At 69.4% G+C, this 26,670-nt stretch carries 27 protein-coding genes, 1 tRNA gene and 1 riboswitch; of the genes, 12 read left to right on the forward strand and 16 right to left on the reverse strand.

From position 1 onward, the window contains the following. Positions 1–17 precede the first annotated feature (17 nt). From H6900_16150 to H6900_16165, 4 genes are all read right to left on the reverse strand, one after another. Complete coding sequence (locus H6900_16150; GenBank protein ID MCC0074811.1) at positions 18–1,367, reverse strand: cytochrome b N-terminal domain-containing protein; 1,350 nt, start codon at positions 1,365–1,367, stop codon at positions 18–20. Positions 1,368–1,379: 12 nt separating this feature from the next. Continuing rightward, positions 1,380–1,943 carry a ubiquinol-cytochrome c reductase iron-sulfur subunit gene (gene petA / locus H6900_16155; GenBank protein MCC0074812.1) on the reverse strand — a complete coding sequence of 188 codons (564 nt, stop codon included), beginning with the start codon at positions 1,941–1,943 and terminating at the stop codon, positions 1,380–1,382. A 179-nt stretch (positions 1,944–2,122) separates the two neighbouring features. Then, a complete protein-coding gene (locus H6900_16160; protein MCC0074813.1) occupies positions 2,123–2,788 on the reverse strand; it encodes a LysE family transporter in 666 nt (221 codons plus the stop codon). Between the two features lie 11 nt (positions 2,789–2,799). Beyond that, positions 2,800–3,417, reverse strand: a complete 618-nt coding sequence (locus tag H6900_16165; GenBank protein ID MCC0074814.1) for a glutathione S-transferase — start codon at positions 3,415–3,417, stop codon at positions 2,800–2,802. A gap of 112 nt (positions 3,418–3,529) precedes the next feature. Here H6900_16165 and mtgA point away from each other — a divergent pair, with 112 nt between their 5' ends. From mtgA to queG, 3 genes are all read left to right on the forward strand, one after another. Continuing rightward, positions 3,530–4,261, forward strand: a complete 732-nt coding sequence (gene mtgA, locus H6900_16170; protein ID MCC0074815.1) for a monofunctional biosynthetic peptidoglycan transglycosylase — start codon at positions 3,530–3,532, stop codon at positions 4,259–4,261. A gap of 49 nt (positions 4,262–4,310) precedes the next feature. Next, positions 4,311–4,988 (forward strand): glutathione S-transferase family protein, encoded by a 678-nt coding sequence (locus tag H6900_16175; protein MCC0074816.1) that lies wholly within the window; start codon positions 4,311–4,313, stop codon positions 4,986–4,988. Positions 4,989–5,119: 131 nt separating this feature from the next. Then, positions 5,120–6,148 (forward strand): tRNA epoxyqueuosine(34) reductase QueG, encoded by a 1,029-nt coding sequence (gene queG, locus H6900_16180; GenBank protein ID MCC0074817.1) that lies wholly within the window; start codon positions 5,120–5,122, stop codon positions 6,146–6,148. On the opposite strand, the gene H6900_16185 is transcribed toward queG, so the two are convergent. The 5 genes from H6900_16185 to H6900_16205 form a co-directional block, all read right to left on the reverse strand. Next, the gene (locus H6900_16185; GenBank protein MCC0074818.1) at positions 6,131–7,015 is read right to left on the reverse strand and encodes a glutathione S-transferase; all 885 of its coding nucleotides are present in this window, start codon (positions 7,013–7,015) and stop codon (positions 6,131–6,133) included. The genes queG and H6900_16185 overlap by 18 nt on opposite strands. Before the next feature lie 165 nt (positions 7,016–7,180). Further along, a tRNA-Arg gene (locus H6900_16190) sits at positions 7,181–7,257 on the reverse strand. A gap of 87 nt (positions 7,258–7,344) precedes the next feature. Then, the gene (locus H6900_16195; GenBank protein ID MCC0074819.1) at positions 7,345–8,730 is read right to left on the reverse strand and encodes a HAMP domain-containing histidine kinase; all 1,386 of its coding nucleotides are present in this window, start codon (positions 8,728–8,730) and stop codon (positions 7,345–7,347) included. Between the two features lie 21 nt (positions 8,731–8,751). Beyond that, entirely contained in the window at positions 8,752–10,167 is a 1,416-nt protein-coding gene (locus tag H6900_16200) for an FAD-dependent oxidoreductase (GenBank protein ID MCC0074820.1), read from the reverse strand. Beyond that, positions 10,167–10,859, reverse strand: a complete 693-nt coding sequence (locus H6900_16205) for a TVP38/TMEM64 family protein (GenBank protein MCC0074821.1) — start codon at positions 10,857–10,859, stop codon at positions 10,167–10,169. Before H6900_16205 ends, H6900_16200 begins: the two co-directional genes overlap by 1 nt. Before the next feature lie 297 nt (positions 10,860–11,156). On the opposite strand from H6900_16205, the gene rpmH reads away from it, so the two are divergent. The 3 genes from rpmH to H6900_16220 all read left to right on the forward strand — a co-directional run bounded on the left by rpmH (position 11,157) and on the right by H6900_16220 (position 13,408). After that, positions 11,157–11,291 carry a 50S ribosomal protein L34 gene (gene rpmH / locus H6900_16210; protein ID MCC0074822.1) on the forward strand — a complete coding sequence of 45 codons (135 nt, stop codon included), beginning with the start codon at positions 11,157–11,159 and terminating at the stop codon, positions 11,289–11,291. A 35-nt stretch (positions 11,292–11,326) separates the two neighbouring features. After that, complete coding sequence (gene rnpA / locus H6900_16215) at positions 11,327–11,734, forward strand: ribonuclease P protein component (GenBank protein ID MCC0074823.1); 408 nt, start codon at positions 11,327–11,329, stop codon at positions 11,732–11,734. Between the two features lie 171 nt (positions 11,735–11,905). Continuing rightward, entirely contained in the window at positions 11,906–13,408 is a 1,503-nt protein-coding gene (locus H6900_16220; protein MCC0074824.1) for a Do family serine endopeptidase, read from the forward strand. A gap of 74 nt (positions 13,409–13,482) precedes the next feature. Here the strand turns inward: H6900_16220 and H6900_16225 are convergent, their stop codons facing one another. After that, positions 13,483–14,043, reverse strand: a complete 561-nt coding sequence (locus H6900_16225) for a gamma-glutamylcyclotransferase (protein ID MCC0074825.1) — start codon at positions 14,041–14,043, stop codon at positions 13,483–13,485. A 121-nt stretch (positions 14,044–14,164) separates the two neighbouring features. Beyond that, a riboswitch (glycine riboswitch) is annotated at positions 14,165–14,263 on the forward strand. Between the two features lie 152 nt (positions 14,264–14,415). Here H6900_16225 and gcvT point away from each other — a divergent pair. From gcvT to gcvP, 3 genes are all read left to right on the forward strand, one after another. Continuing rightward, positions 14,416–15,504, forward strand: coding sequence for a glycine cleavage system aminomethyltransferase GcvT (gcvT, locus tag H6900_16230; GenBank protein ID MCC0074826.1), 1,089 nt, complete (start codon positions 14,416–14,418; stop codon positions 15,502–15,504). Positions 15,505–15,513: 9 nt separating this feature from the next. After that, positions 15,514–15,873 carry a glycine cleavage system protein GcvH gene (gene gcvH, locus H6900_16235; protein ID MCC0074827.1) on the forward strand — a complete coding sequence of 120 codons (360 nt, stop codon included), beginning with the start codon at positions 15,514–15,516 and terminating at the stop codon, positions 15,871–15,873. A gap of 98 nt (positions 15,874–15,971) precedes the next feature. Then, positions 15,972–18,812, forward strand: a complete 2,841-nt coding sequence (gene gcvP, locus H6900_16240) for an aminomethyl-transferring glycine dehydrogenase (protein MCC0074828.1) — start codon at positions 15,972–15,974, stop codon at positions 18,810–18,812. 92 nt (positions 18,813–18,904) lie between these two features. On the opposite strand, the gene H6900_16245 is transcribed toward gcvP, so the two are convergent. Next, positions 18,905–20,341, reverse strand: coding sequence for a DEAD/DEAH box helicase (locus H6900_16245; GenBank protein MCC0074829.1), 1,437 nt, complete (start codon positions 20,339–20,341; stop codon positions 18,905–18,907). 298 nt (positions 20,342–20,639) lie between these two features. Here H6900_16245 and H6900_16250 point away from each other — a divergent pair, with 298 nt between their 5' ends. After that, a complete protein-coding gene (locus H6900_16250; protein MCC0074830.1) occupies positions 20,640–20,846 on the forward strand; it encodes a cold-shock protein in 207 nt (68 codons plus the stop codon). Positions 20,847–20,898: 52 nt separating this feature from the next. Here H6900_16250 and H6900_16255 read toward each other — a convergent pair whose 3' ends face one another. The 5 genes from H6900_16255 to H6900_16275 are packed head-to-tail and all read right to left on the reverse strand — an operon-like array spanning position 20,899 to position 25,184. After that, positions 20,899–21,426: an AAA family ATPase gene (locus H6900_16255; GenBank protein MCC0074831.1), complete on the reverse strand. Its 528-nt coding sequence runs from the start codon at positions 21,424–21,426 to the stop codon at positions 20,899–20,901. After that, positions 21,423–21,740: an arsenate reductase gene (locus H6900_16260; protein MCC0074832.1), complete on the reverse strand. Its 318-nt coding sequence runs from the start codon at positions 21,738–21,740 to the stop codon at positions 21,423–21,425. The genes H6900_16255 and H6900_16260 overlap by 4 nt, the downstream gene beginning before the upstream one ends. Positions 21,741–21,755: 15 nt before the next feature. Beyond that, the gene (locus H6900_16265) at positions 21,756–22,175 is read right to left on the reverse strand and encodes a MerR family DNA-binding protein (GenBank protein MCC0074833.1); all 420 of its coding nucleotides are present in this window, start codon (positions 22,173–22,175) and stop codon (positions 21,756–21,758) included. After that, positions 22,172–24,634: a copper-translocating P-type ATPase gene (locus H6900_16270; protein ID MCC0074834.1), complete on the reverse strand. Its 2,463-nt coding sequence runs from the start codon at positions 24,632–24,634 to the stop codon at positions 22,172–22,174. Before H6900_16270 ends, H6900_16265 begins: the two co-directional genes overlap by 4 nt. Positions 24,635–24,671: 37 nt before the next feature. Next, the gene (locus H6900_16275) at positions 24,672–25,184 is read right to left on the reverse strand and encodes a DUF2478 domain-containing protein (GenBank protein MCC0074835.1); all 513 of its coding nucleotides are present in this window, start codon (positions 25,182–25,184) and stop codon (positions 24,672–24,674) included. Positions 25,185–25,245: 61 nt separating this feature from the next. On the opposite strand from H6900_16275, the gene mobA reads away from it, so the two are divergent. Both mobA and H6900_16285 read left to right on the forward strand, forming a co-directional pair. Next, a complete protein-coding gene (gene mobA / locus H6900_16280; GenBank protein MCC0074836.1) occupies positions 25,246–25,827 on the forward strand; it encodes a molybdenum cofactor guanylyltransferase MobA in 582 nt (193 codons plus the stop codon). Then, positions 25,824–26,666, forward strand: coding sequence for a molybdopterin guanine dinucleotide synthesis (locus H6900_16285; GenBank protein MCC0074837.1), 843 nt, complete (start codon positions 25,824–25,826; stop codon positions 26,664–26,666). The genes mobA and H6900_16285 overlap by 4 nt, the downstream gene beginning before the upstream one ends. Positions 26,667–26,670: the final 4 nt, after the last annotated feature.

Genomic DNA, 26,670 nt, shown 5'->3' on the forward strand with positions numbered 1-26,670 from the left:
TCACCTCTTCCTCTCGATCACTCGGCCGGGATCTGCTCGGGCGCGGGGCCCGATTTCTTGGCGTGCGCTTTCACGGTCGCCTTGAAATCCTGCTCGATCGTGGCCGGCGGGGTGGTCGGACGCTCCAGCACGCCCAGCAACGGCAGGATCACCAGGAAATAGGCGAACCAGTATGCCGCACCGATCAGCGCGATGTTGGTGTAGATGCCCTCGGCCGGCATGGAACCGGCCCACATCAGCACGACGAAGTCCACCACCAGCAGCCAGAAGAACGACTTGAACATCGGGCGGAACCGTCCCGAACGCACCGACGAGGTGTCCAGCCAGGGCGTCAGCGCCAGCACCAGGATCGCGCCGAACATCGCCAGCACGCCAAAGAACTTGGCGTCGATGATGCCGAAGCTGACCCAATGCGCCGCGATCACGACCCAGACATCCGCGGTAAAGGCGCGCAGGATCGCGTAGAATGGCAGGAAATACCATTCGGGCACGATATGCGCCGGGGTCTGCATCGGGTTCGCCAGACGGTAGTTGTCGGGGTGGCCCAGGAAGTTCGGCATGAAGGCGACGATCGCCCAGAACACCAGCAGCACGACGACCAGCGCGAACAGGTCCTTGATGACGAAATAGGGCCAGAAGGGCAGCGTGTCCTTCTCGGCTTCCTCTTTCGATCCCTTGCGCACGTCGATGCCGGCGGGATTGTTGTTGCCCGTGGTGTGGAAGGCCCAGATGTGCAGGATCACCAGACCGGCGATCACGAAGGGCAGCAGGTAGTGCAGCGAGAAGAAGCGGTTCAGCGTATAGTTGCCGACCGCCGGTCCGCCCAGCAGCCATTCCTGGATGGTCGGGCCGATGCCCGGGATCGCCCCGAACAGGCCGGTGATCACCGTGGCGCCCCAGAACGACATCAGCCCCCAGGGCAGCACATAGCCCATGAAGCCGGTCGCCATCATCGCCAGGTAGATCAGCATGCCGATGATCCAGGTCACCTCGCGCGGGGCCTTGTAGCTGCCGTAGTAGAGGCCGCGGAAGATGTGGATATAGACCGCGAAGAAGAACAGCGAGGCGCCGTTGGCGTGCAGGTAGCGCAGCATGTAGCCGCCGTTCACGTCGCGCATGATATGCTCGACCGAATTGAACGCCATCGTCGATTCCGGCGTGTAGTGCATCACCAGAACGATACCGGTGACGATCTGCAACACCAGGCAGAACGCCAGGACGATACCCCAGATCCACCACCAGTTCAGGTTCTTGGGGGTGGGGATCATCAGGGTATCATAGATCAGCCCGACGATCGGCAGGCGGCGGTCAAGCCACTTCTCCAGGCCGGTCTTGGGCTCGTAATGGTCGTGGGGAATCCCGGACATGCCTCGTCTCCCTTAGCCGAGCTGGATGGTGGTGTCGTCGACAAAGGCGACAACGGGGATATGCAGGTTCTGCGGCGCCGGACCTTTGCGGATGCGGCCCGCGGTGTCATAGTGCGACCCGTGGCAGGGGCAGAACCAGCCGCCGAAATCGCCGGCGCCGTTGCCCAGCGGGACGCAACCCAGGTGGGTGCACACGCCGGTCATGATCAGCCATTCTTCCTTGCCGGGGGTGGTCCGGTTTTCGTCGGTGGCCTCGGCTGTGGACGGGAGATTCGCGTTCTCGGCGGTCGGATCGACCAGATCGCTCAGCGCCACCGCACGGGCGGCGTCGATCTCGTCCTGGGTGCGGTGGCGAATGAACACCGGCTTGCCCAGGAAGTTCACGGTCAGCTGCGTGCCGACGGCAACGCCACTGATGTCGACGAAGATCGAAGACAGGGCCTGCACGTCAGCCGAGGGATTCATCTGGTTGACCAGCGGCCAGACGGCCGCCCCTGTCGCCACGGCGCCCGCACCGGCGGTCGCGTAATACAGAAAATCCCGGCGAGTGCCTGCGTTGTCGTCTGCTTGGGACACGAGCATTCTCCATTTCAAGGTCATGGGTCCGGCAGATACGCCGAAACGAGCCGCAGTGTCCTGCAGCCTCCAAGCCGGGTGTTTAACGGCGATTTGAACGTCCGTCCAGCCGCGAAAATGGGGAATTATGCCGCACCATGGCCTCTGGGGTGCGGGCGTGCCGTCGCCCGGCACACCGTTCAGATAAGCCGCAAAAGCCCTGCTGCAAGGGTTGCCGCGAAGCCGCCGAAGAACAGCCCGACGCCCAGATTGATCCAGGGCGCGGCGTGAAGAAAGGCGCGCGCGGCCGGCGCGGTCGAAAAGGCCAGCGCATAAAGCGCGTGCACGCCGCCCGCGACGATGCACGATCCCAGGCACAGCAGCGCCACGTCGGCCGGGCTGGCCTGGGCGACGGGAAAGATCGCCGTCATCGTCAGCCAGGTCGTCAGTGCCTTGGGGTTGGCCAGCAGAATCGACACCGACCGCAGCAGGCCCCCGGTCAGGGTCACCCCTGCCCGCCCCTGCGGCGCGGGCGGTGCACGATTGCGGCGCGCGGCGATGCCGGCGCGCGCCCGGCTCAGGTAGCGGCTGGCGAACCACAGCAGCAGGCCAATGGCGACCAGGGTCAGAAGCATCCGCGCCACCGGCAACGCCGCCAGCAGCGCGGATACCCCCAGCACCATGCCCAGGCACCACACGGTGATGCCCAGGCCGGTGCCCAGCGCCGCGCCCAGCGCCGCCCTCCGCCCCGACCCGATCGCCAGTGCGATCGTGTTCAGCACGTTGGGTCCGGGCGTGGCGACATTCATCACCAGAAACCCCCACGCCGCCAGATAGGCCGACGCGGGCAACAGCGATGCCCCCATGATGCCCCCCGTCAGGCGGCGGGCGGCAGGGTCGCCTGCATCGCGGCGCGTTGCGCAAAGCGCGCCTCCCACGCGGCGAGGGCGGGACGGCCGGCGCGCCAGTCGCGGGCCGCGTGGCGGAAGTCCAGATAGGTGAGCGCGCAGCCGACGGCGATCTGGCCCATGCACAGGGGCCCTTCGAGATGCGCCATCCAGCGTTCCTCGATCGCGTCGAGGGCGCGGGCAATCTTGGCCCACTGCCCCTCGATCCATTCGGGCAATTGTTGCGCGGGCGTGCGCAGCGCGGTCTCGTAGCGCATGAGGATCGCCGCATCCAGGATGCCGTCGGCGGTGGCTTCCAGCGTCAGGACCTCCCACAGGCGGGCGCCCTCGGGATAGAGCGCCGGGCCCGACCCGGCCAGTGTCGCCAGGTAACGGCAGATCACCCGGCTGTCGTAAAGGGTGCAGCCGTCGGGCCGTTCCAGCGCCGGGATCTTGCCCAACGGGTTCGCCCCCAGCGGCATCGAGCCGGGATCGACGGGCGAGCCCATGGCGCCTTGCAGCGTCACTGTCGCCTCTTGCCCGGTTTCCTTCAGCAACACCAGAACCTTGCGCGCGTAGGGAGAGGTCGGGCTGTAGTGAAGTCTCATCATCTGGGGGCCTCGTTGACTGTGATCGACGCGACGCTATCACAGCGCGCGGGCCTGTCCATGCCCCATCCACGGGCTTGCAGCCGGGGCGCGGGGGCCGTTAACTGCGCGCATGGCAGGCAAACGCAGAAACAGGAAGACGTCGAAACCGCGGCTGCTGGACCGCGCGGCGATGGGGCTGCGGCGGCTGGCGCGCTGGGCTGCGCTGGCCGCCTCGGGTGTGGCGGCGTTGCTGGTGGCGTGGATCGCGCTCTATCGGGTGGTCGATCCGCCGGGGGGCCTCTACATGTGGGGCGAATCGCGGCGCCTGGGCGGCATCACCCAGGAATGGGTCGATTTCGACGCCATCGCGCCGGTGATGGCGCGCTCGGTCGTTGCCGCCGAGGACGTGAATTTCTGCAACCACTGGGGGTTCGACCTGCGCGCGATCCGCGCGGCCCTTGCCGAGGGCGCGGATCGCGGCGCCTCGACCATCACCCAGCAAGTGGTGAAGAACACCTTTCTGTGGCACGGGCGCAGTTGGCTGCGAAAGGCGCTCGAGGCGGTCATGACCCCGCTAGTCGAAATCCTGTGGCCCAAACAGCGCATACTCGAGGTTTACCTGAACCTGGCGGAATTCGACGAGGGCATTTTTGGCGTGCAGGCCGCCGCGCAACGCTACTTTGCCCGCGACGCGCGCGCGCTGACGGCGCAGGAGGCCGCGCTGCTGGCCGCCGTGCTGCCCGCGCCGCAAACCCGCGACGCGGCGCGGCCCGACGGGTTCCTCGGCCGCAGGGCCGCATCGATCGCCGACGGCGCCGCGACGATTGCGCGCGACAACCGCTCGGCCTGTTTCGGCGGTTGAAATTCCCGGCCGTCGCGTGCAAAGGGATAGGGTCCAGCCCCGAGCCGCCATGCAAGCCGCGCCCTATCAACTGCACCACGTCGCGCTGTCGCCCTTTTGCCGCAAGGTGCGGCTGACGCTGGCGGAAAAGCGCATCCCCTTCACGCTGAAGGAAGAACGCTATTGGGAAGGCGGGACCGAGTTCCTGCGCCTGAACCCTGCGGGCAAGGTGCCGATCCTGCGCTACGAGGGTCGGCTGCTGACCGAAAGCCAGGCGATCTGCGAATTCCTGGACGAGGTTCACCCCGCCCCCGCCCTGATGCCCGAAGACCCGGCCGGGCGCTACGAGGTGCGCCGCCTGTGCGCCTGGTTCGACGACAAGTTCCACACCGAGGTGACGGCAAACCTGCTCTACGAGCGGGTGAACAAGAAGATCATGGGCCGAGGCTACCCCGATTCCGAGAAGATCAAGCTGGGCTCGGCGCGGATCAAGTATCACCTGGATTACCTGGGCTGGCTGCTGGAGCACCGCCGCTGGATCGCCGGCAACGCGATGACGCTGGCCGATTTCGCCGCCGCGGCGCATCTGAGTTGCCTGGATTACATCAACGACATCGATTGGGAGCGGGCGCCGGCGGTGAAGGCCTGGTATCAGACGATCAAGTCGCGCCCCGCCTTTCGACCGCTGCTGGCCGACCAGGTCCCGGGCTTTCCCCCGCCCCGGCGCTATGCCGATCTCGATTTCTGAACCCTGCCCGGCGCGGCGCGGGGGCATCGAGCCCCGCGCCCGTGTGCCACGGGCAGGGGGGCTGTCAGCCCCCCTCGCGCCAAGGCGCTCACCCCCCGAGGATATTTCCGGCACAAAGAAGGGGCGAGGACATGTCGCTGACCGCCGCCTTGCGGGCGCAGGCGCTGGCCGAGGGGTTCTCGGCGATGGGTGTCACGCGGCCCGACGCGATCCCCGAGGCCGCCGGGCGGCTGGCGCGATTCGTGGCCGAGGGGCGCCACGGCCAGATGGGATGGATGGCAGAGCGGATGACCTGGCGGGGCGATCCCGCCGCGTTGTGGCCCGAGGCCCGGTCGGTGGTGATGCTGGCCGAGGTCTATTCTCCGGACGACGACCCGATGACCGCGATCGCGCGGCCAGAGGCGGGGGCGATCAGCGTCTATGCGCGAAACCGCGACTACCACGACGTGGTGAAGAAGCGGTTGAAGCGGCTGGGCCGCTGGCTGATCGAACGCGCGGGGGGCGAGATCAAGGTCTTTGTCGATACCGCGCCGGTGATGGAAAAGCCGCTGGCCGCCGCCGCGGGTCTGGGTTGGCAGGGCAAGCACACCAATCTGGTGAGCCGCGCGTTGGGGAACTGGTTCTTTCTGGGCGCGATCTTCACCACGCTGGCGCTGGACCACGACGCGCCGGGCGTGGATCGCTGCGGCGCGTGCCGGGCCTGTCTGGATGCCTGCCCGACGGGGGCCTTTCCCGCGCCCTACCAGATCGATGCGCGGCGCTGCATTTCGTATCTGACGATCGAACATCACGGTCCCGTGGACCCGGCTCTTCGCCCGGGTCTGGGGAACCGCATCTACGGGTGCGACGATTGTCTGGCGGTCTGCCCGTGGAACAAGTTCGCGGTCCGGGCGCGCGAGGTCCGCTACGCGGCGCGCGCGGACCTGATCGCGCCGCCGCTGGCCGACCTGGCCGCGTTGGACGACGCCGGGTTTCGCGCGCGCTTCTCGGGCTCGCCCATCAAGCGGATCGGGCGGGACCGATTCGTGCGCAATGTGCTCTATGCCATCGGCAACAGCGGGTCCCCCCGGCTGGCCGGGGCGGCGCGGGATCGGCTGGCGGATGCTGACGACACGGTGCGCGATGCCGCCCGCTGGGCCTTGTCACGTCTCGAGACATGACAGCGCCTGGGGCCAGGCTTCGACATCGGCAAGCGTCTTGTCGCGGCAAAAGGCGTTGCAAAAGCCCAGCACCGTGACGCCGACACGCAGGAAATGCGTGACCTTCCGCCCGGAGTAGGGGCAGGTCGCGTTGACCGAAGGGCCGTCGCAGACCTCGGCCGGCAAGGGCGCGGGACCGGGCCAGGGGCGGCGCGGATAGGGCCGGTCGTAAAAGGGCTGATCCGCCCCGTCCACCTGCCCCATCGCCCGCCAGCGCCGGAACGAGGGGTGCGCCAGATGCGCCTGGACATAGTCCATGGCCTGCGGCCCCATCGGCAGGTTGTATCCCGCGACCCGCGCCGCGACAGGGGCAAAGAATGCATCGGCGGCACTGTAAGCGCCGCACAGCCATGTCCCCCCAGCCCCGCATTCCGCCCGCGCCCAGGCCCACAGCGTTTCCAGACGGTGAAGGTCTTCGCGCACCGGCTGCGGCAGGCTGCAATCGCTGTAGGATACGCGCAGATTCATCGGGCAATGGCTGCGCAACGCGGGGAACGAGGCGTGCATTTCGGCCGCCAGCGCGCGGGCAACGGCGCGCGCCCGCGGATCCGATGGCCAATGCCCGGCCCCGGGATGACGGCTGGCCAGTTCCTCGGCGATGGCGAGGCTGTCGCCGATGCAGACCCCCTCGGGCAGACGCAGGGCCGGCACGGTGCGGGCCGGCGCGAAGGCCTTGAGCGATTCGGCAAAGCCGGGCTCGTAGAGCCGGGTCACCACCAGCCGGGGCACAAGCCCGAAGGCGTCGAACAGCAGCCAGCCGCGCAGCGACCAGCTGGAATAGGCGCGATCGGCAATGCAGAGGTCGTAGGGGCCCGGGTTGCGGGTCATGGCGCATCTCCCTTTTCGGCCCAGAATGCCGGGGCGCGGCGGTTCTGGCAAATTCGGAAATGTGCGCCGAACGATGCGAAAGCCTGATGCGTTCGATGCGGCGGACCGGGTGGTCCGGGGCAAGAAAAAGGGCCCAGACGTTTCCGTCTAAGCCCTTGAATTTCATGGCGGACCCGGAGCGATTCGAACGCCCGACCCCCAGATTCGTAGTCTGGTGCTCTATCCAGCTGAGCTACGGGTCCGCTGTGGGGGGTGATCTACCGTCAGCCGCCGGGCATTGCAAGGGGGTAAGAACGGTTTTCTGCGTGCCTTTTTTTCACCCGCCGCGATCACCCGCCATGCGGCAGCCAGAGACGGAACTCGGTGCCCTCGGCATCGCTGCGCACCAGTTCGAGCCGCCCGCCGTGACCGCGCACCAACTCGGCGGCGATGACCAGCCCCAGCCCCGTGCCCCCTTTGCGCGCACCGCCCTGGAACGCAGCGAACAGATTGTCGCGGGCGCGTTGCGGCAGGCCGGGGCCGGTGTCGATGACGCGGATCACCGTGCCGTCGTCCTGATCCTGGGCGCTGATCTCGATCGTGCCGGGCTGGCCGGTGGCCTCGATCGCCTGGCGGGCGTTGCGGATCAGGTTCGAGAGCACGCGGAAGATCTGCTCGGCGTCGGCGCGCAGCGTCAGCGACGCGGGCACGTCCACCAGGAATTCGACTGCCTCGGAGCCGGCGCCGGCCAGGCGTTCGGCATCGGTCACGTCCTCGATCAGCGGGCGCAGGGCGATCTGGGTCAGGCGGGGCGGCGGTTCCTCGGCCTTGCCGAAGGCCAGCGTGCTTTCGCACAGGTTGACCGCCCGGTTGATCGCGTTCAGCAGCTTTGGCGCGGCGCGGTTGACGGCCGGGTCCGAGGACCCCTCCATCCGGTCTGCGACCAGGGACGCGGTGGACAGGATGTTGCGCAGATCGTGGCTGATCCGCGCCACGGCCCCGCCCAGTTGCGCCAGACGTTCCTTTTGCCTGAGCGCCTGGGTCAGGTCCTCCTGCATGTGTTGCAGGGCTTCCTCGGCCTCGCGCAGTTCGGTGACGCGGGCGTCGGGGGCGATGATGCTGCGCGCGTCCTCGGGGGCCTTGGCATAGGCCGCCATCGAGGCGACGACGCGGCGAATCGGCGTGACGATCAGGGTTTGCACCGACAGGAACAGCAGCGCGGCGGTGGCCAGGGTGATGACCAGCGACAACCACAAGAGCCTGAGCGCATAATCGCGGATGCCGTCGCGCAGGGGGCCGGCGTCCATCGTCACCTCGATCAGCAGGCCGGCTTCCTGCACCGGGTCGCCGATCAGGCGGATCACGGTGCCGTCCTCGACGAACATCGCGCTGATCCCGTCCTGCATCAGGTCGGGCAAGGGCGGGTTGCGCAGGTCGTAGGTCGCCGAAATGGGCCCCGGCACGGGCGAGGACAGCACCAGTTCGCGCACCGCGTCGCGGCGCAGGACCACGTTGTAGACGCCGGCAGTGTTCAGCAGTTCCTCGGCCAGCTTGTCGCTGATCTGCCCGTCCGAGGCCAGCAGCGCAAGCGCCGCGATCTGCGCCCGTTCCAGGCGGGTCAGCAGATAGTCCTCGCGGAAGCGGGCGACCGAGGGCACGAAGATGAGCACCTCGGCCAACAGCACGAAGAGCAGCATCAACAGCAGAAATCGGCCCGAGAGCGTCCGAAAGAACATACCTGACCCACCGAAGGGCGATCACGGCACCAAAGTCTGCACCAGTCTGACCACCCGCTTCACCAAGGCATTATCAAAAAGTCTGGGCGTAAAATAGGCACCTGCGGCGCGTTTTGAAAGTTCTCCCATCGTGGGATAGGGCAAAACGGCCGCGGCAATCGCGCCCAGTTTCAAGCGGTTGGCCAGAACCAGCGCCCAGGGCGCGATCAAGTCGCCGGCCCCGGGTCCGGCGATGGTCACCCCGACCGCGCGCCCACGCACCACCATCAGCTTCAGCATCCCCTCGTCGTGCCCCTCGGCGCGGGCGCGGTCATTGTCCGCAAACGCCTGCCGAAGGACGGTCAGTTCGGCGCCATGGGCACGGTGGGCCTCGGTCTCGGTCAGGCCGATCTGGGCCAGTTCGGGATCGGTGTAGGTCACGCGCGGGATGTGGTCGGTGCGCGCCCGGGCGGGCAGCGCGAACAACAGCGACCTGAGGACCACCCCGGCCTGATACCCCGCGACATGGGTGAACTGGCCGCGCCCGGCCGCGTCACCGATGGCGTAGACCCGCCGGTTCGAACTGCGCAGACGGTCGTCCACCGCCACGGCGCCGCGGTCCGTCCGCACGCCCGCCGCGTCCAGATTCAGCCGCTCCAGCGACGGTTTGCGCCCGACGGCCATCAACAGATGCGTGCCCATCATCACCGTGCCACCGGCGACCTGCACCTCGATCGCGCCCGCGCGCCCGGCGATCCGCTCGATCGGCGCGTGCTCGACGATCTCGACCCCCTCGGCGCGCAGGCGGGCCAGCACCAGTGCGGCGGCCTCGGGGTCCTCGCGGCCCAGCGCGGCGGCGCCATCGATCACCGTGACCTTGCACCCCAGACGCCGATGCGCCTGGGCCATTTCCAGCCCGATCGGCCCGCCCCCGACAATCAGCAGATGGCCCGGAGGCTCGCGCAGGGAAAAGAGCGTCTCGTTCGTCAGACAGGGCACCGCGTCCAGCCCCGGGATCGGCGGGATCAGCGGCCGCGCGCCGGTGGCGATGACAAAGCGGCGGGCGCGGATCAGCGTCTTGCCCGCCCGCACCTCGCGCGGGCTGGTGAATTCGGCCCAGTCGCGGATCACCTCGACGCCCAGCCCTTCGAACCTCTCTTGCGAATCGTGGGGGGCGATGGCGGCGATCACCCGCGCGACATGGTCCCCGGCGGCGGCGAAATCCAGCGCGGGCTCATCCGCCGCGACGCCGGCAAAGCCGCGCCGGTGCGCGGCCGCGGCCTTGCCCGCCGCCAGCAGCGCCTTCGAGGGCACGCAGCCGTGGTTCAGGCAGTCGCCGCCCATCAGGGCGCCCTCGATCAAGACGACGCGCGCGCCCATCTGGACCGCGCCGGCCGCCACCGACAACCCGCCCGAGCCAGCGCCGATCACGCAAAGGTCGGTCTTGATCCGTTGCATCAGCGCCTCCGGCTTTTCAGATAGACGGGCAGCAGCGACAACGCCGCCAGCCCCAGGATCGGCCCCAGCACGAAGGGCTCGAAGATGATGCCCAGGTCGGGGGCCTCGCCCCGCGCGAACACCGCGCCCGTCCCGGCGCCGACCCAGGTATAGACCAGCCCCCCCGGCACGATGCCCAGCGCGGTCGTCCAGGCAAAGCGCGCCGCGCCGACCCCCAGGAACGCGGGGATCAGGTTGGCGATGAAGAACGGCACCACCGGGATCAGCCGCATCGACAACAGCACCGGCACCTCGTTGGCGCGCAGGCCGTCCGTCAGCCGCCGGACGGCCCCGTCCGAGGCGTCGATGCGCGCCCGCAACCCCTCGCCCAGGCCGGTGCGCACCGCCAGAAACAGCGCCAGCGCCCCGATCGTCGCCGCACCGACATTGTAGAGCACGCCGGGAATCACCCCGAACAGAAAGCCGCCGGCCAGCGTGAACCAGATGGCCCCGGGCAGCGAAAAGGCCACGAACAGGGCGTAGGCTCCGACGAAAAGCACCGGCATCAGCACGGGATGATCTGCCCGATAGGCCAGCAGCGCCAACTGGTTGTCGCGCAGCACGTCAAAGCCGACGCGGTCGCGAAGCAACACGAAGCCCAGGGCCGCCCCCAGGGCGATGACGATCAGCGGCAACCAGCGGCGCAGGGTCATGTCGGTCCTCTTCCGTTCCCCGGGCAAGACGGAACCCGACGGGCAATCGTTACAGACTAGGTGGCAGGCCCCGTCCGAAACCGCAAGCGTCGCCGGCCTGCGCGGTGCATTCGGGGCGGGGCGATGCGCCATCGGGCCCCGCGCGCGGGAAACAGTCACGCGGCGGGCGCTTTTTTCCGCTTTCGCGGGCGCCGGTCGATTGACTTGGCCCCAAGGCCCGGCTATTGCCCGGCCTTCAGAAGGAATTCCCATCCGAATCCCCGAGTGTATTCGGGTGCAAGACAAAGGACCGGAGCGATGAAACGCACCTATCAGCCCTCGAACCTGGTTCGCAAGAAGCGCCACGGCTTCCGCGCCCGCATGGCGACCAAAGGCGGCCAGAAGGTTCTGAACGCTCGCCGCGCCCGCGGCCGCAAGCGCCTTTCGGCGTAAGCCTGCCGGCCTGAGGCCAGCAGCCCGTCACCACGATGACACCGCCGGATGTGCCCCTGATCACCCCGACACCGGGGGCCCAGGTGGACCCGGCGGTTTTGTCATGCCTGACGGTCCTGACAAAGCGCGGCGAATTCCTGGCCGCCGCGCGTGCCCGCCGCGCCCCCGTGGCGGGCTTTCTGCTGCAAGCGCGACAGCGCGACAGCGGCGAAGCCGCGCAGGGCATCCGCGTGGGCTTTACCTGTTCCAAGAAGGTCGGCAATGCCGTCACCCGCAACCGCGCCAAGCGCCGCCTGCGGGCGCTGGCGCAGGCGATGCTGGGCACGCGCGGGCGCGCCGGCTGGGACTATGTGCTGGTCGGCAAGCCGGGGGTCACCGTGGACCGCCCCTTTGACGCGCTGCGCGAGGATCTGGCGCGCGCGCTCGAACGCATCCACGGCTGAGGGCCGCCCTTCGCCTCGCGGTAGCGTCACCGGTTTTCACCTTCGCTTGAAAGCCCGCCGTGGAAACGGGTTTGTGTGTTTGCCTTCGCCGGCGATGCCCCTACAGTCGGCCACGCCCCCGGGCCGGGACGCCCGGGTGTTCAGGACAAAGACCAAGGGGAATTCATCATGATGCATCACCGGGCAGGCGCCAGCAGCGCCTTTGCCATCGCACGACCGACCGCCGGATGGACGGTCTTGCGCTGGCTGAACCTCCTGGGAGTGGTGTTGCTCGTGGCCGCCCTGGCCCTGCCCGTCTACGCGCAGGACCGTCCGGTCAGCTTTGCCGATCTGGCCGATCAGGTCAGCCCGGCTGTCGTCAACATCACGACATCGACGACGGTCACCGCGAACCTCGACCAGGGCATTCCGCAACTGCCGGACGGCTCGCCGTTCCAGGACTTCTTCAACGACTTCTTCAACCACAATGGACCGAACGGCGGCCCGCAGCAGCAACCGCGCCCGCGTCAGAGCCAGGCGCTGGGGTCGGGCTTTGTCATCTCGGCTGACGGCTATATCGTCACGAACAATCACGTGATCGAGAATGCCGACGAGATCTCGATCGAGTTCTTCGACGGCACCCGCGCCGATGCCACGCTGGTCGGCACCGACACCGCGACCGACATCGCGCTGCTGAAAGTGGACACCCAACACGACCTGCCCTTTGTCAGCTTCGGCGACAGCGACGCCGCCCGCGTCGGCGACTGGGTGCTGGCCGTGGGCAACCCGCTGGGACAGGGCTTTTCGGTTTCGGCCGGGATCGTGTCCGCCCGGGGCCGCGCTCTGCAAGGCAATTACGACGACTTCATCCAGACCGACGCCGCCATCAACCGGGGCAACTCGGGTGGACCGCTGTTCAACATGAGCGGCCAGGTGATCGGCGTGAACACCGCGATCCTGTCGCCCAACGGCGGGTCGATCGGCATCGGTTTCGCGATGTCCTCGCATGTGGTGCAGCGCGTCGTGGACCAGCTTCAGCAGTTCGGCGAAACCCGCCGCGGCTGGCTGGGCGTGCGCATCCAGGACGTCAGCGCCGACATCGCGGATTCGCTGGGCCTGCCCAGCCCGCACGGCGCCCTGGTGACCGAGGTCATGGACGGCCCGTCGCGCGCCGGCGGGGTCGAAACCGGCGACGTCATCACCCGCTTTGACGGCCGCGACGTGGCCGACACCCGCGACCTGGTGCGCCGCGTCGCCGACGCCGGCATCGGCCGCGCGGTCGAGGTCGTGGTGTTCCGCGATGGCCAGGAGCAGACGCTGCATGTGACGCTGGGCCAGCGCGACGAGGAACGCCTGATGCCCGCCTCGGGCAGTGTGGCGCCCGGTCAACCGCAGGCGCCGACCACTGTTCTGGGCCTCGAGGTGATGCCGCTCACCGACCAGATGCGCAATGACATGGGCCTGGACGCCGGGGTGAACGGCCTGGTGATCCGCAGCGTCGAGCCCGGCTCGGACGCGGAAACCAAGGGCCTGCGCGCCGGCGACCTGATCACCGAAGCCGGGCAGCAACCCGTCACCTCGGCCGCCGATCTGCAAGCGCAGCTCGATGCCGCGCACGAGGCCGGTCGCCGCACGCTTCTGCTGATGGTGCGCTCGAACGGCGACCCGCGCTTTGTCGCGCTGTCGATCAACTGAGGGTTCCTGGCCCACGATCCCGAAACCGGGCGCTCGCGCCCGGTTTTTTCATGCCCTGATGCCGCGAGTTCGGGTCAGATCACCCGCCCGCCGACCGAAGCCAGCAGCGCATCGACCAACGCGGTTTCCGCCCCCGTCAGCACCTGCGCGCGGGGATAGCGCGGCGCGGCGCGGTCGTTCAGGACCGGGGTGTCCCAACCGTCGGTGGTGGCGAAGAAATCGCGCGCGCCCCGTTCGCCGAACTCGCGCAGGTAGCCCTGCACCACGACGTCGAGATAGCTCATCAGGATCGGCGCCGGATCGGCCTGGACGACCATCGTTTCGGGGGCCACGGCATAGACCTGGGCGGCGACCGGCATCGCGCCCTCGACCGTCAGGCCCTGGTCGATCGGGTGGCGCCCGTAGCCCTCCTCGCGCTGATCGAGGGCAGCCCAATCCGCGCCGGGCACCAGCGCCACAAGCCCGTCGATCGCGCTGCCCGCATCGCGCACCCCGGTCAGAAAGGGCGTCTGGCGGCCTTGCGTGTGCTTCCACGCCCGCCGCCAGCCCGACAGTCGGGCCCGGTGCGCCGGGGTGTAGATATGCGTCGCCCGGTTCACCAACGAGCCATAGCCAAAGAAGAAAGGGTCGGACATGCGCGGCCTCGGTTTGCTGTCCGTACAGGGATGCCCGGGCACCGGGCGGGTTGCAAGAGGCCCCGTGTGCACCGGCATACAAACCCCTTGCCAGCCCCATGTCGCAGTTGCTATCGAAAGCGTCGTGAAGACGGGAGAATCCGGCGGGCTCCACCCCCGCCGGTGCCGAAGGAGCAACCGCCCCGGTAATCTCTCAGGCGCAAGGGACCGTATTCACAACGACAGCTCTGGAGAGTGGCGCAGCCGCGCCCGCCGAAGGGATAACGATCTCAGGCGTCCGGTTTCACCGGGCAGGGACAGAGGGGGCACCAAGGGCGCGAGGATCGCGCCGGGATTGGTGCCGGGTCATCCGGCCAACGAATGAGGGACGGCATGACCGAGCTGCGGCGCACCCCGCTCTATGATCTGCATATCGCGCTGGGGGCAAAGATGGTGCCCTTTGCCGGCTACGAAATGCCGGTGCAATACCCGATGGGCGTGATGGGCGAACACAATCACACCCGCGCCCGCGCCGGGCTGTTCGATGTCTCGCACATGGGGCAGGTGATCCTGCGTGCCCCGGCGCAGGCGCTCGAGGCGCTGGTGCCGGTGGACGTGCAGGGCCTGGCGCCCTGGCGGCAACGCTATGCCCTGTTCACCAACGAGGCGGGCGGCATTCTCGATGACCTGATGATCGCGAATCGGGGCGATCACCTGTTCCTGGTGGTCAACGCCGCCTGCAAGGACGCCGATATCGCCCATCTGCGCGCGCATCTGCCGGGGGTCGAGCCGATCACCGACCGCGCCCTGATCGCCCTGCAAGGCCCCGAGGCCGAACAGGCGCTGGCCCGCCTGGTGCCGGGCGTCGCCGCGATGCGGTTCATGGATGTTGGCGTGCTGGATTGGGACGGGGTCGCGCTGTGGATCTCGCGCTCGGGCTATACCGGCGAGGACGGGTTCGAGATTTCCGTGCCTGACGCGCAGGCCGAGGCCCTGTGCCGCGCGCTGCTGGCCATGCCCGAGGTCGCGCCGATCGGACTGGGCGCGCGCGATTCGCTCCGGCTCGAGGCCGGGCTGTGCCTCTATGGCCACGACATCGACACCACCACCTCGCCCATCGAGGCGGCGCTGGGCTGGGCGATCCAGAAGCGCCGCCGCATCGAGGGTGGCTTTCCCGGCGCCGCGCGCATCCAGCGCGACCTGGCCCAGGGGACGGGCCGCCTGCGCGTGGGCCTGCTGCCCGAGGGGCGCGCGCCGATGCGCGAGGGCACGCCGCTGTTCGCCACCGCCGACGCCGCCGATCCGGTGGGAATCGTGACCTCGGGCGGCTTCGGTCCCTCGCTGCAAGCGCCCGTCGCAATGGGCTATCTGCCCGCCGAACTGGCCGCCCCCGGCACCCCGGTCTTTGGCGAGGTGCGCGGCAAACGCCTGCCCGCGCGCGTCACCGCCCTGCCCTTCCGTCCTTCCAACTTCCGCAAATGAGGCCCTGACATGAAATTCACCGAAGAACACGAATGGCTGCGCGTCGATGGCGATCTGGTCGTTGTCGGCATCACCGAGCACGCCGCCGAACAACTGGGCGATGTTGTCTTTGTGGAACTGCCCGAGCTGGAATCGCAGGTTTCCAAGGGCGACGAGGTCTGCGTGATCGAATCCGTGAAAGCGGCCAGCGACATCCTGGCCCCGCTGGATGGTGAGATCGTCGCCGTGAACGACGCATTGTCAGACAATCCTGCGCTGGTGAACGAGGACCCGCTGGGCGCGGCCTGGTTCTTCAAGATGAAGATCGACGACCTGTCCGCGCTGGATGCCTACATGTCCGAGGACGCCTACAAGGACTTCATCGCCTGAGGTCCGCCCGGTCCGGGCGGCTGAGCGCCCGCGCCGCAATCGCCTGGCCGGGCCGTTGACTCTGACGGCCCCGTCACCGCCCCCCGCGAGAGTGCCCCATGCCCTACACGCCCACCGACTATAACCCCTACGATTTCGCCAACCGCCGCCACATCGGCCCCTCGCCCGCCGAGATGGCCGATATGCTGGAGGCGGTCGGGTGCCCGTCCCTCGAGGCGCTGATCGACGAGACCGTGCCGCCGTCGATCCGTCAGGAACAACCGCTGCCCTGGGCGCCGTTGTCCGAGGGCGGCCTGCTGGCGCGGATGCGCGCGGTGGCGGAAAAGAACACCGTGATGACCTCGCTCATCGGGCAGGGATATTACGGCACGATCACGCCGCCGGCGATCCAGCGCAACATCCTGGAAAACCCCGCCTGGTATACCGCCTACACCCCCTATCAGCCCGAGATCGCGCAAGGGCGGCTCGAGGCCTTGCTGAATTTCCAGACCATGGTCGCGGATCTGACCGGGTTGCCGGTGGCGAATGCCTCGCTGCTGGACGAGGCGACCGCCGCGGCCGAGGCTATGGTGATGGCGCACCGTGTCGCGAAATCCAGGGCCACGGGCTTTTTCGTCGATGCGAACTGCCACCCGCAGACCATCGCCGTGATCCAAACCCGTGCCGCGCCACTGGGCATCGCCGTGATCGTCGCCCAACCCGAGGACCTGGACCCCTCGGCCGTCTTTGGCGCGATCTTCCAGTATCCCGGCACCTATGGGCATGTGCGCGACTTCACCGACGCGATCGCCGCGCTGCACGCCGCCCGGGCGGTGGCGGTGGTGGCGACCGATCTGCTGGCGCTGTGCATGGTGAAGGAACCCGGTGCGATGGGCGCCGACATCGCCGTCGGTTCGGCGCAGCGGTTCGGCGTGCCGATGGGCTATGGCGGCCCGCACGCGGCCTTCCTGTCCTGCGCCGACGCGCACAAGCGCCAGATGCCGGGGCGGCTGGTCGGTGTGTCGGTCGATTCGCGCGGCAACAAGGCGTATCGCCTGGCGCTGCAAACCCGCGAGCAGCATATCCGCCGCGAAAAGGCCACCTCGAATGTCTGCACGGCGCAGGCGCTGCTGGCGGTGATGGCGTCGATGTATGCGGTGTTCCACGGCCCCGCCGGTCTGCGCGCGATCGCCGAACGGGTGCATTTCATGACCGAACGGCTGGCCCGCGCGTTGAAGGCGGCGGGTGCCAGGGTCGAACCCGCGGCGTTTTTCGACACGATCACCGTCGAGGTCGGCGTCGGGCAGGCCGGCATCCTTGCCGCGGCCCGGCACGAGGGGCTGAACTTTCGCAAGATTGGTCGCGACCGGGTCGGCATCGCGCTGGACGAGACCACGGACGAGACGGTGCTGGTCAGCGTGCTGCGGGCCTTTGGCATCGACGGCGTTCCCCCGCACCGCGCGCAACTGGGCTTTCCGCAGGCGATGGCACGCGAAAGCGCCTATCTGACGCATCCGATCTTCCACATGAACCGCGCCGAATCCGAGATGATGCGCTACATGCGCCGGCTCAGCGACCGCGACCTGGCGCTGGATCGGGCGATGATCCCGCTGGGGTCGTGCACCATGAAGCTGAACGCCGCCGCCGAAATGATGCCCATCACCTGGCCCGAGTTCAGCAGCCTGCACCCGTTCTGCCCGCCCGACCAGGCGCAGGGCTATGCCGAGGTGATCGCCGACCTGAGCGCGAAACTGTGCGAGATCACCGGCTATGACGCGATGTCCATGCAGCCCAACTCGGGCGCGCAGGGGGAATACGCGGGGCTGATGACGATCCTCGCCTATCACCGCGCGCGGGGCGACGCCCAGCGCAAGGTCTGCCTGATCCCGATGTCCGCGCACGGCACCAACCCGGCGTCGGCGCAGATGGCGGGGATGGAGGTGGTGGTCGTCCAGTCCGCGCCCAACGGCGACATCGATGTCGAGGATTTCCGCGACAAGGCCACCGCGGCGGGCGACCGGCTGGCGGCGTGCATGATCACCTATCCCTCGACCCATGGCGTGTTCGAGGAAACCGTGCGCGAGGTCTGCCGCATCACCCATGACCAGGGCGGCCAGGTCTATATCGACGGCGCGAACATGAACGCCATGGTGGGCCTGGTGAAACCCGGCGAGATCGGCGGCGACGTGAGCCACCTGAACCTGCACAAGACCTTTGCCATCCCGCATGGCGGCGGCGGGCCGGGCATGGGGCCGATCGGTGTCAAGGCGCATCTGGCCCCCCACCTGCCCGGTCACCCCGAGACCGGCGGCACCGAGGGGCCGGTCAGCGCCGCGCCCTATGGCTCGGCCTCGATCCTGCTGATCTCGTGGGCCTATGTGCTGATGATGGGCGGGCCCGGCCTGACCCAGGCGACGCGCGTGGCGATCTTGAACGCGAACTATATCGCGGCGCGGCTTCGCGGCGCCTACAAGGTGCTGTTCATGGGCAACAAGGGCCGCGTCGCGCATGAATGCATTCTGGACACCCGGCCGTTCGCCGAGGCTGGCGTCACCGTCGAGGACATCGCCAAGCGATTGATCGACAACGGCTTTCACGCGCCGACCATGAGCTGGCCGGTGGCCGGCACGTTGATGGTGGAGCCCACGGAAAGCGAAACCAAGGCCGAGATCGACCGGTTCGTCACCGCGCTGCTGGCGATCCGCGCGGAAATCGACGCCGTGGAAACGGGCGAGATCCGCGCCGAGGACAGCCCGCTGCGCCACGCGCCGCACACGGTCGAGGACCTGGTCGCGGACTGGGACCGCGCCTATTCGCGCGAGCAGGGCTGCTTTCCGCCGGGATCGTTCCGGGTGGACAAATACTGGCCGCCCGTGGGTCGAGTGGACAACGTCTGGGGAGACCGCAACCTGTTTTGCGTCTGTCCGCCCCTGACCGACTATTCCCGGGCGGCGGAATGAACCGGGGGGGCCGCCCCCTGCACCCCGCCCAAAGGGGGGCACGCCCCCCTTTGGAAACCCCGTGCGTATTTCCGACAAGATGATGGGGCGGATCAGCCCTGCGAGCGATCGGGACGCGGGCGGCGCGGGCGGCGCGGTTTCCCGGCGGCCATGGCCTCGGCATAGGCGGGGTGCACCCGGTTTTGGCGGGGTTTGGCGGGTTTCGCCGCGCCGTCGGTCGCCGGCGCCGCGCCGGATTTCGCGCCCGTTCGCGGCGCCGGCTTCTGGCCGGTTCTCGGGTTGGGCTTGGCGCCGGGCTTCTGGCCCGCCGGCTGGCCCGGGCGCCCGCCGCCTGGCCGGCCGCCCCGGCCCTGGTTCGCTGCCGCGCGCGCCTTTGTGCGGGCCTCGGCGGCCATGGTCTCGGGCCAGGCGGTGCCTCCGATCACCTCGATCGGTTGCCGGGTGAGGGCCTCGATCGCGCGCAGGTCGGCCATTTCGGCCGGGGCGCAGAGGGCCACCGCGCGCCCCTCGCGTCCGGCGCGCGCGGTGCGGCCGATACGGTGCACGTAGTTTTCCGGCACGTTCGGCAGGTCGAAATTGTAGACATGCGCGACCAGTGGAATATCGAGCCCCCGCGCCGCGACATCGGTCGCCACCAGCACCTGGATCTCGCCGGCGCGGAAGGCCGCGAGCGTGCGTTCGCGCTGGCTCTGGCTTTTGTTGCCGTGGATCGATCCGACCGAGAAACCCCAGCTGTCCAGCAGCCGCGACAGCTTTTCCGACCCGTGCTTGGTGCGGCCGAAGACCAGCGCCAGCTCGCCGGGGTGCTTGCGCAGATACTCGGCCAGCAGCGTCGCCTTGTCCCCCTGGGCGACGAAATGCACGGCCTGGTCGATCTTTTCGGCGGTCTTTCCGGGGGGGGCGACCTGCACGCGCACGGGACGGTTCAGATAGGTGTCGGCGACCTCGGACATGTCCTTGGGCATGGTGGCGCTGAACAGCATCGTCTGGCGCTCGGCCGGCAGGTGGCGGGCGATCTTGCGCAGGGCATGGATGAAGCCGAGGTCGAGCATCTGGTCGGCCTCGTCCAGAACCAGCATCTGCACGCGCGCCAGCGACACGGCGCCGCGATCGAGCAGGTCGATCAGCCGGCCGGGCGTCGCCACCAGCACGTCGCAGCCGCGCACCAGCCGGTCGGTCTGCCGGTTGATCGACGCCCCGCCGACCACCGTGACGATCGAGGTCTGGCTGCCCTGTCCGAGGGACGACAGCGCCTCGGCGATTTGCTGGACCAGTTCGCGCGTCGGGGCCAGGATCAGCGCCCGCGCGGATTTGGCGGCGGGTTTGCCCTGCCCGGCCAGCCGGTGCAGCATCGGCAGGCCAAAGGCCAGGGTCTTGCCGGTGCCGGTCTGCGCCAGCCCCATTAGGTCGCGCCCGTCCATCAGCGGCGGAATCGCGCGCGCCTGGATCGGCGTCGGAGTTTCCAGCCCGGCGCGGGTCAGCGCGGCCAGCAGCGCCGGGTTCAGCCCCAGCATCGAGAAATCGGTCATCGTGGTCCTTTCGGGCGCCGGCACGGGGGCGACGCTTGAGCCTGGGCGCGGCCCGTCCCGAAGGCGCCACGCGGGAACCACGGCAGATGGGACTTTGGCCCGGCGAAGTCAAGCGCGAAGCCGTCCCGCCCCCAAGAGCACCCTTGATTTGTTGACGATTCGTGTCATCCTGCCGCCGTGACAACAGACTTCCTGCGTCCGCCCGCCTTGCTCAGGCAGCCCGCACGATCCGAAGGCCTGGCTGCACGGCTCCCGACAATCTCGTCGTGGGGAAACTGAAAGAGGATGGAATACGGAAATGGCCACTGGCACCGTAAAATGGTTCAACGCGACGAAGGGCTATGGTTTCATCGCGCCGGACGGCGGCGGCAAGGATGTCTTTGTGCATATTTCAGCCGTGGAACGCGCCGGATTGAAGGGTCTTCAGGACAACCAGAAGATTTCCTTCGAAATGCAGTCCGGACGTGACGGCCGCGCGTCGGCGAGCGACCTCAAGCTGCTCTGACCGGGCCACGCCGGGCGGAACCGAAACCCGCCGGGGCGCTCGGCGGGTTTTCTCATGCCAGCGCGGCGCGCAGGATCGCCGCGCGCGTGAGGACCGGCACCCTGGGCAAATCTTTGATTTCATATCCGAATCGCGGCAAGAACGCGCGCAGGCGGTGGTATTCGGCCAGCGCCTGCGCGGGACCTTGCCGGCGTTCGGCATCCTGCCGGTAGAGTGCCGGCCAAGGCGGCGCCAGCCAGACCTGCCGATGGTAGCGGGCGCCCAGCCCCTCGGCCTGGGGCGGCAAGGCGCCGGTCGCGTGTTCGAACGCCGCGACGGCATCCAGAAGGCCGCGATCGAAGACCACCGGCCCGCTCAAGGCGCAGGCTGCCTGCCAGTCCTGAAGCGCCAGCGCGACCGCGCGGCGGGCAAAGAGCGCGGGCTCGGCCCAGGGCAGCCCGCGCCCGTCCCCGGCCAGCGCGGCGGCGACGATCCGGCGGCCCGGTTCGGGGACGGTGGCGATCCCCTGGGCCGCCAGCGCCGCGATCAGGGTCGATTTTCCGCCGCCTGAAGCCCCCGAGACGACGACGAATCGCCTCATGCCAGGCCAAGCGCCGCGCGGGTGGCGGGCGTCCAGCCCAGCAGCAGCGAATCACCGTGACGAATCACCGGACGCTTCATCAGCGCGGGATGCCGCGCCAGCAGCGTGGCCGGATCGACGGCGCGCTCGGCCTCGGACAGGGCGCGCCAGGTGGTCGAAGAGCGGTTCACCAGCGCCGTGCCGAACCGCGCCAGCAGTCCCGCGATCTCGTCGGGGGCAAGGGGGCTGTCGCGGATGTCGCGAAAGGCGGCCTCGGGCAGCGCCTTGCGCGCCGTTCGGCAGGTATCGCAGGTTTTCAGGCCAAGGATCTCGATGGTCATGGGGTTTTCTCAGGTCGGGGGAGGCATGCGGCGGGCGCGGATCGGGCCGTCGGCCAGATCGTCGAGGATCGGGCAATCCGGCCGGCCATCGCCGGCACAGGCGTGGACCAGGCCGGCCACGGTGGCGCGCAGCGCCCGCAGTTCGGCGATGCGCGCGTCGATCCGCGCCAGATGCGCCGAGGCGAGGCGCCTGACGTCCTCGCTGGCGCGGTCCTGATCGTCGTAAAGACCCAGCAGGGCGCGGCAATCCTCGATCGAGAAACCCAGGCCGCGCGCGCGGTTCAGAAACGCCAGGCGATGAATATCGGCGTCCGAAAAGCTGCGGTAGCCGTTGGCGTTGCGCGCGGGGCGGATCAAGCCGATCGCCTCGTAGTAGCGGATCGTCTTGGCCGGCAGCCCTGAGGCCCGGGCGGCGTCGGAGATGCTCATGCGGTGCCCTCCATCGCCGGGCGCAAGCGCCTGAGCCTGAGCGCATTGGTCAGCACGAAGATCGACGACAGCGCCATGGCCCCCGCCCCCAGGACCGGCGACAGGCTGAGGCCATAGACCGGATACAGCACGCCCGCCGCCACCGGGATCAGCGCCGCGTTATAGGCAAAGGCCCAGAACAGGTTCTGGCGGATGTTGCGGATCACCTGCCGGCTGAGGTGGATCGCGTTGACCACGGCGCGCAGGTCGCCAGACATGAGCACCACCTCGGCGGCCTCGACCGCGACATCGGTGCCCGTGCCGATGGCCAGCCCCACGTCGGCCGCCGCCAGCGCCGGCGCGTCGTTGATGCCGTCGCCGGTAAAGGCCACCGTCCGGCCGCCGGCGCGCAAGGCCTCGATGGCGGCGACCTTGCCGTCGGGCAGGACCTCGGCCACCACATGGTCGATGCCCAGGTCGGCGGCGATGGCCTGCGCCGTGGCGCGCGTGTCGCCGGTGATCATCGCCGTCTGGACGCCCATGTCATGCAGGGCGTCGATGGCCGCGCGGGCCGAGGGTTTCACCCGGTCCGCGACAACGATCAGCGCGGGCGGCTGGCCCTCGACCGCGACATAGAGCGGGGTCTCGCCCCGGCTGGCGTGCGCTGCGGCGCGCGCGGGCAGATCGCCCAGCGCGATCCCCTCGCGCGTCATCAGACGCTCGGCCCCGATCAGCACGCGCGCGCCGTTGACCGTTGCGGACAGGCCAAAGCCGGTCAGCGCGGTGACATCGCGGGCCACGGGCAGGGTCAGGCCGCGGTCCCGGGCCGCGCGCACGATGGCGTGGGCGATCGGATGTTCGGACCCCGATTCCGCGGCCGCGGCCAGCGCCAGCAGGCTGTCGTCGGGATGGATCGCGACCAGCTCGGGGCGGCCCTCGGTCAGGGTGCCGGTCTTGTCAAAGGCCACGACCCGCACCGCCTGCATGGTTTGCAGCGCGTCGCCGCGCCGGAACAGCACGCCCATCTCGGCCCCGCGCCCGGTGCCCACCATGATCGAGGTCGGCGTCGCCAGCCCCATCGCGCAAGGGCACGCGATGATGAGCACCGCGACCCCCGCGACCAGCGCATGGGACAGGCCCGGGCCCCAGACCATCCACGCGACAAAGGTCAGCGCCGCCGCCGCCATCACCACCGGCACGAACACCCGCGTCACCTTGTCCACCGCCGCCTGGATCGGCAGCTTGGCGCCCTGGGCTTCCTCGACCATGCGGATGATGCGGGCCAGGACGGTGTCCCCGCCCACCGCCGTGGCGCGGTAGGTCAGCGCGCCCGTGCCGTTCACCGTGCCGCCGGTCAGCGCCGCGCCCTCGGCCTTTTCCACCGGCACCGGCTCGCCCGAGATCATGCTCTCATCCAGCCACGAGTGCCCGCTGGCGACCGTGCCGTCCACCGCCACCCGTTCCCCCGGCGCCAGGTGCAAGAGATCGCCGACGGCGATCTCGGCGATCGCGACCTCCTCGAGCAGGCCGGCCCGGTCGCGGCGCGCGGTCTGCGGTTGCAGGCCGACCAACCGCGTGATCGCGGCCCCGGTGCGCCCCTTGGCGCGCGCTTCCAGCCAGCGCCCCAGCAGGATCAGCGTGACGATCATCGCCGCGGCCTCGAAATAGACCGCGCGGGACCCTTCGGGCAGCAGACCGGGTGCAAACGTGGCGACCGTGGAATAGCCCCACGCCGCGGTCGATCCCAGCACGACCAGGCTGTTCATGTCGGGCGCGCCGTGCAGGAGAGCCGGCACCCCCGCGCGAAAGAACCTGAGCCCCGGGCCGAACAGCACCGCCGAGGTCAGCAGGAATTGCGCGATCCACAGCGTTTTCTGGCTGACCTGCGCATAAAGCCAATGGTGAAAGCCTGGAACCAGGTGGCCGCCCATCTCCAGCACGAAGACGGGCACGGTCAGCACGGCAGCCAGAAGCACGGCGCGGGCCAGACGGGCCTGATCCCGGGCCTTTTGGCGGACGACATCGGCGCGGCTGGTTTCCGTCGCCACCCGGGCCTCGTATCCGGCGGCGCGCACGGCCTGTGCCAGGCGTTCGGACAGACCGTTGAGTGCAAGATGGTGGATCGTCGCGCTTTCGCCCGCCAGATTCACGCTGGCCGCGGTCACACCGGGCACCTTTTCCAGCACCCGTTCCACCCGCGCCACGCACGAGGCGCAGGTCATCCCGCCGATCGCCAGCCGCGTCACATCCTCGGCGGCGGTGAAGCCCGCGGCCGTCAGCCGTTCGGCCAGGCGGGCGGGTTCGGCGGCGCCGTCCACGGCGACGGTGCCGGTCATCAGATTGGCGCGCACCCCGGTGACGCCCTCTTCGCGGCCCAGCATCCGCTCGATCCGGGCGGTGCAGGCTGCGCAGGTCATGCCGTCAACGCGCAGGGTTTGGGTATCGGTCATCGGGACCTCCTGTATCCGGTCCTCTCTCATATGAGGCTTCCAGTCACTGGAAGATCAAGGGGGCGTTTCAGATTTCCGTCGCCTGCGACCGGCACCAGGCGACAACCGCCGCGGCGTTCTCGGGCAGGGGTTGGCCGAATCCCTGCGCAAAGGCCTGAAACCCGGGCAGATTGTCCGGTTTCAGGCCCAGGACGACGGGCACGCCCTGCGAGAGCGCGTCGCCGATCAACGCGCGAAAGCCGCGACCCTCGATCTCGGCCTTGCCGAACTTGTTCACGATCAGCAGGCGCGGCAGAGGCGTCATCGTGCGCTGGACAAGCGCGACGGCGGTTTCCAGCCCCTCGGGGTCCAGCCGGCAACCCTGGCTGGCCTCGCCCAGAGACTGGCTGATGCGGATCACCTCGGGACGGCCCAGAACGCGCAGGTCCATGTCGCACCGCCGCGAGCCGGGGCGGTCGGTGTTCACCTGCACCACGCCCGCCAGAGGCCAGCCTTCGGCGGCCAGCGTCGCGGCGACGTCGGCCAGCAGCCTGTCGCCCGCGCCGCGCGCCCCGGCCATGACATACCCCAGCGCGCCCATGCGCCCCCCTTTGTTCCGGTTCGCTGCCCTGATAGCCTGCCCGCGACGCAGGGGAAAGACGATGATCGCAGGGATCGTTCTGGCGGGCGGGCTGGGCACGCGGATGGGGGGCACCGACAAGGCCCTGATGCCGCTTGCGGGGCGGCCGATGCTGGCGCACGCGCTGGCGCGGCTGGCGCCGCAGGTTCCGCTTCTGGCGATCAGCGCGAACGGCGACCCGGCGCGCTTTGCCGCGTTCGGCCTGCCCGTCCTGGCCGACGGCGTGCCGGGCTTTCCGGGGCCGCTTGCCGGCGTTCTGGCGGGCATGGACTGGGCCGCCGCGCAGGGCGCGACGGCGGTGCTGAGTCTGGCGGCCGACACCCCGTTTCCGCCGGCCGATCTGGCGGTTCGGCTCGGCGCGGCCGGGTTCGCCATGGCCGCCAGCCCCGACACCGAGGGGCGGATGCGGCGTCACCCGACGGTCGCGCTTTGGCCCGTCCGCCTGCGCGAGGCGCTGCGCGCGGCGTTGTCGCGCGGGGAACGCAAGGTTGGCCGCTGGGCCGCCGAACAGGGCGCGGGCGTGGTCTGCTGGGATCAGCCGCCGGACCCGTTCTTCAACGTCAACACCCCCCAGGACCTGGCGCAGGCCGAGGCCCGGGCATGACACCGGACCGGATCGCCATTCTCGACTGGTCCGCCGCCAACCGGCCCCGGTTGGGCGCCGATTCGATCTGGCTGGGGCTGGACGATGGTCAATGCTGGAATCTTGCGACCCGGGCCCTGGCGCTGGAACGGCTGCGCGCGCTGATTGCCCAGACCCTGGCCGCCGGGCAGACCCTGCTGATCGGTGCCGATTTCGCCTTTGGCTATCCGCGGGGTTTTGCCCAGGCCCTGACCGGCCAGCCGCGGGCGATGGCGGTCTGGGCGTGGCTGGCGCGGCATCTGAGCGACAGCGCGGACAACCGCTCGAACCGGTTCGAGGTGGCGGCGGCGATCAATGCGCGCATGCCGGGGATCGGCCCGTTCTGGTTCAACCCGACCCGGCGCGACATCGCGCATCTGCCGCGCAAGGGCCGCGCGCGCCGCGACCACGGGTTCGACGACCTGCGCACCTGCGACCGGCAGGCGCGCGGCGCGCAATCGGTGTGGAAGCTGGGCGGCGCGGGGGCGGTCGGCTCGCAGACCCTGACCGGCATCGCCGCGCTGGAGCACCTGCGCGGCGCCTTTCCCGGTCAGATCGCCGTCTGGCCCTTCGATCCGCCGACCCGCCCCGTGATCCTGGCCGAGGTGTTTCCCTCGATCCTGGGGGCCGAGGTGGCGGCCCGGCTGGGCCCCGGGACCGTCAAGGATCAGGTGCAGGTCCGCGTGATGGCGCGCGCGCTGGCCGCGCTGCCCACGCTCGCGCCGCTCCTCGCCCCGCCCCCGGGGCCGGCAGACGAGGGCTGGATCCTGGGCCTGGGCCACGAGACGGCGCTGCGCGACGCGCTTTGCGGCGCGCCGTAACCGG

The sequence above is a fragment of the Rhodobacter sp. genome, assembly GCA_020637515.1.
GTDB lineage: Bacteria > Pseudomonadota > Alphaproteobacteria > Rhodobacterales > Rhodobacteraceae > Pararhodobacter.

Excerpts from the sequence above, each read along its gene's own strand:
- queG (MCC0074817.1), top strand. The coding sequence starts at position 5,120 with ATGTCGCTGACCGCCGCCTTGCGGGCGCAGGCGCTGGCCGAGGGGTTC.
- H6900_16160 (MCC0074813.1), bottom strand. The coding sequence starts at position 2,788 with ATGGGGGCATCGCTGTTGCCCGCGTCGGCCTATCTGGCGGCGTGGGGG.
- H6900_16250 (MCC0074830.1), top strand. The coding sequence starts at position 20,640 with ATGGCCACTGGCACCGTAAAATGGTTCAACGCGACGAAGGGCTATGGT.
- mtgA (MCC0074815.1), top strand. The coding sequence starts at position 3,530 with ATGGCAGGCAAACGCAGAAACAGGAAGACGTCGAAACCGCGGCTGCTG.
- H6900_16185 (MCC0074818.1), bottom strand. The coding sequence starts at position 7,015 with ATGACCCGCAACCCGGGCCCCTACGACCTCTGCATTGCCGATCGCGCC.
- H6900_16245 (MCC0074829.1), bottom strand. The coding sequence starts at position 20,341 with ATGACCGATTTCTCGATGCTGGGGCTGAACCCGGCGCTGCTGGCCGCG.
- H6900_16195 (MCC0074819.1), bottom strand. The coding sequence starts at position 8,730 with ATGTTCTTTCGGACGCTCTCGGGCCGATTTCTGCTGTTGATGCTGCTC.
- H6900_16200 (MCC0074820.1), bottom strand. The coding sequence starts at position 10,167 with ATGCAACGGATCAAGACCGACCTTTGCGTGATCGGCGCTGGCTCGGGC.
- mobA (MCC0074836.1), top strand. The coding sequence starts at position 25,246 with ATGATCGCAGGGATCGTTCTGGCGGGCGGGCTGGGCACGCGGATGGGG.
- H6900_16285 (MCC0074837.1), top strand. The coding sequence starts at position 25,824 with ATGACACCGGACCGGATCGCCATTCTCGACTGGTCCGCCGCCAACCGG.
- H6900_16150 (MCC0074811.1), bottom strand. The coding sequence starts at position 1,367 with ATGTCCGGGATTCCCCACGACCATTACGAGCCCAAGACCGGCCTGGAG.
- gcvP (MCC0074828.1), top strand. The coding sequence starts at position 15,972 with ATGCCCTACACGCCCACCGACTATAACCCCTACGATTTCGCCAACCGC.
- H6900_16175 (MCC0074816.1), top strand. The coding sequence starts at position 4,311 with ATGCAAGCCGCGCCCTATCAACTGCACCACGTCGCGCTGTCGCCCTTT.
- H6900_16225 (MCC0074825.1), bottom strand. The coding sequence starts at position 14,043 with ATGTCCGACCCTTTCTTCTTTGGCTATGGCTCGTTGGTGAACCGGGCG.
- H6900_16275 (MCC0074835.1), bottom strand. The coding sequence starts at position 25,184 with ATGGGCGCGCTGGGGTATGTCATGGCCGGGGCGCGCGGCGCGGGCGAC.
- gcvH (MCC0074827.1), top strand. The coding sequence starts at position 15,514 with ATGAAATTCACCGAAGAACACGAATGGCTGCGCGTCGATGGCGATCTG.
- H6900_16270 (MCC0074834.1), bottom strand. The coding sequence starts at position 24,634 with ATGAGAGAGGACCGGATACAGGAGGTCCCGATGACCGATACCCAAACC.
- H6900_16265 (MCC0074833.1), bottom strand. The coding sequence starts at position 22,175 with ATGAGCATCTCCGACGCCGCCCGGGCCTCAGGGCTGCCGGCCAAGACG.
- gcvT (MCC0074826.1), top strand. The coding sequence starts at position 14,416 with ATGACCGAGCTGCGGCGCACCCCGCTCTATGATCTGCATATCGCGCTG.
- rnpA (MCC0074823.1), top strand. The coding sequence starts at position 11,327 with ATGACACCGCCGGATGTGCCCCTGATCACCCCGACACCGGGGGCCCAG.
- H6900_16165 (MCC0074814.1), bottom strand. The coding sequence starts at position 3,417 with ATGAGACTTCACTACAGCCCGACCTCTCCCTACGCGCGCAAGGTTCTG.
- H6900_16220 (MCC0074824.1), top strand. The coding sequence starts at position 11,906 with ATGCATCACCGGGCAGGCGCCAGCAGCGCCTTTGCCATCGCACGACCG.
- H6900_16255 (MCC0074831.1), bottom strand. The coding sequence starts at position 21,426 with ATGAGGCGATTCGTCGTCGTCTCGGGGGCTTCAGGCGGCGGAAAATCG.
- rpmH (MCC0074822.1), top strand. The coding sequence starts at position 11,157 with ATGAAACGCACCTATCAGCCCTCGAACCTGGTTCGCAAGAAGCGCCAC.
- H6900_16205 (MCC0074821.1), bottom strand. The coding sequence starts at position 10,859 with ATGACCCTGCGCCGCTGGTTGCCGCTGATCGTCATCGCCCTGGGGGCG.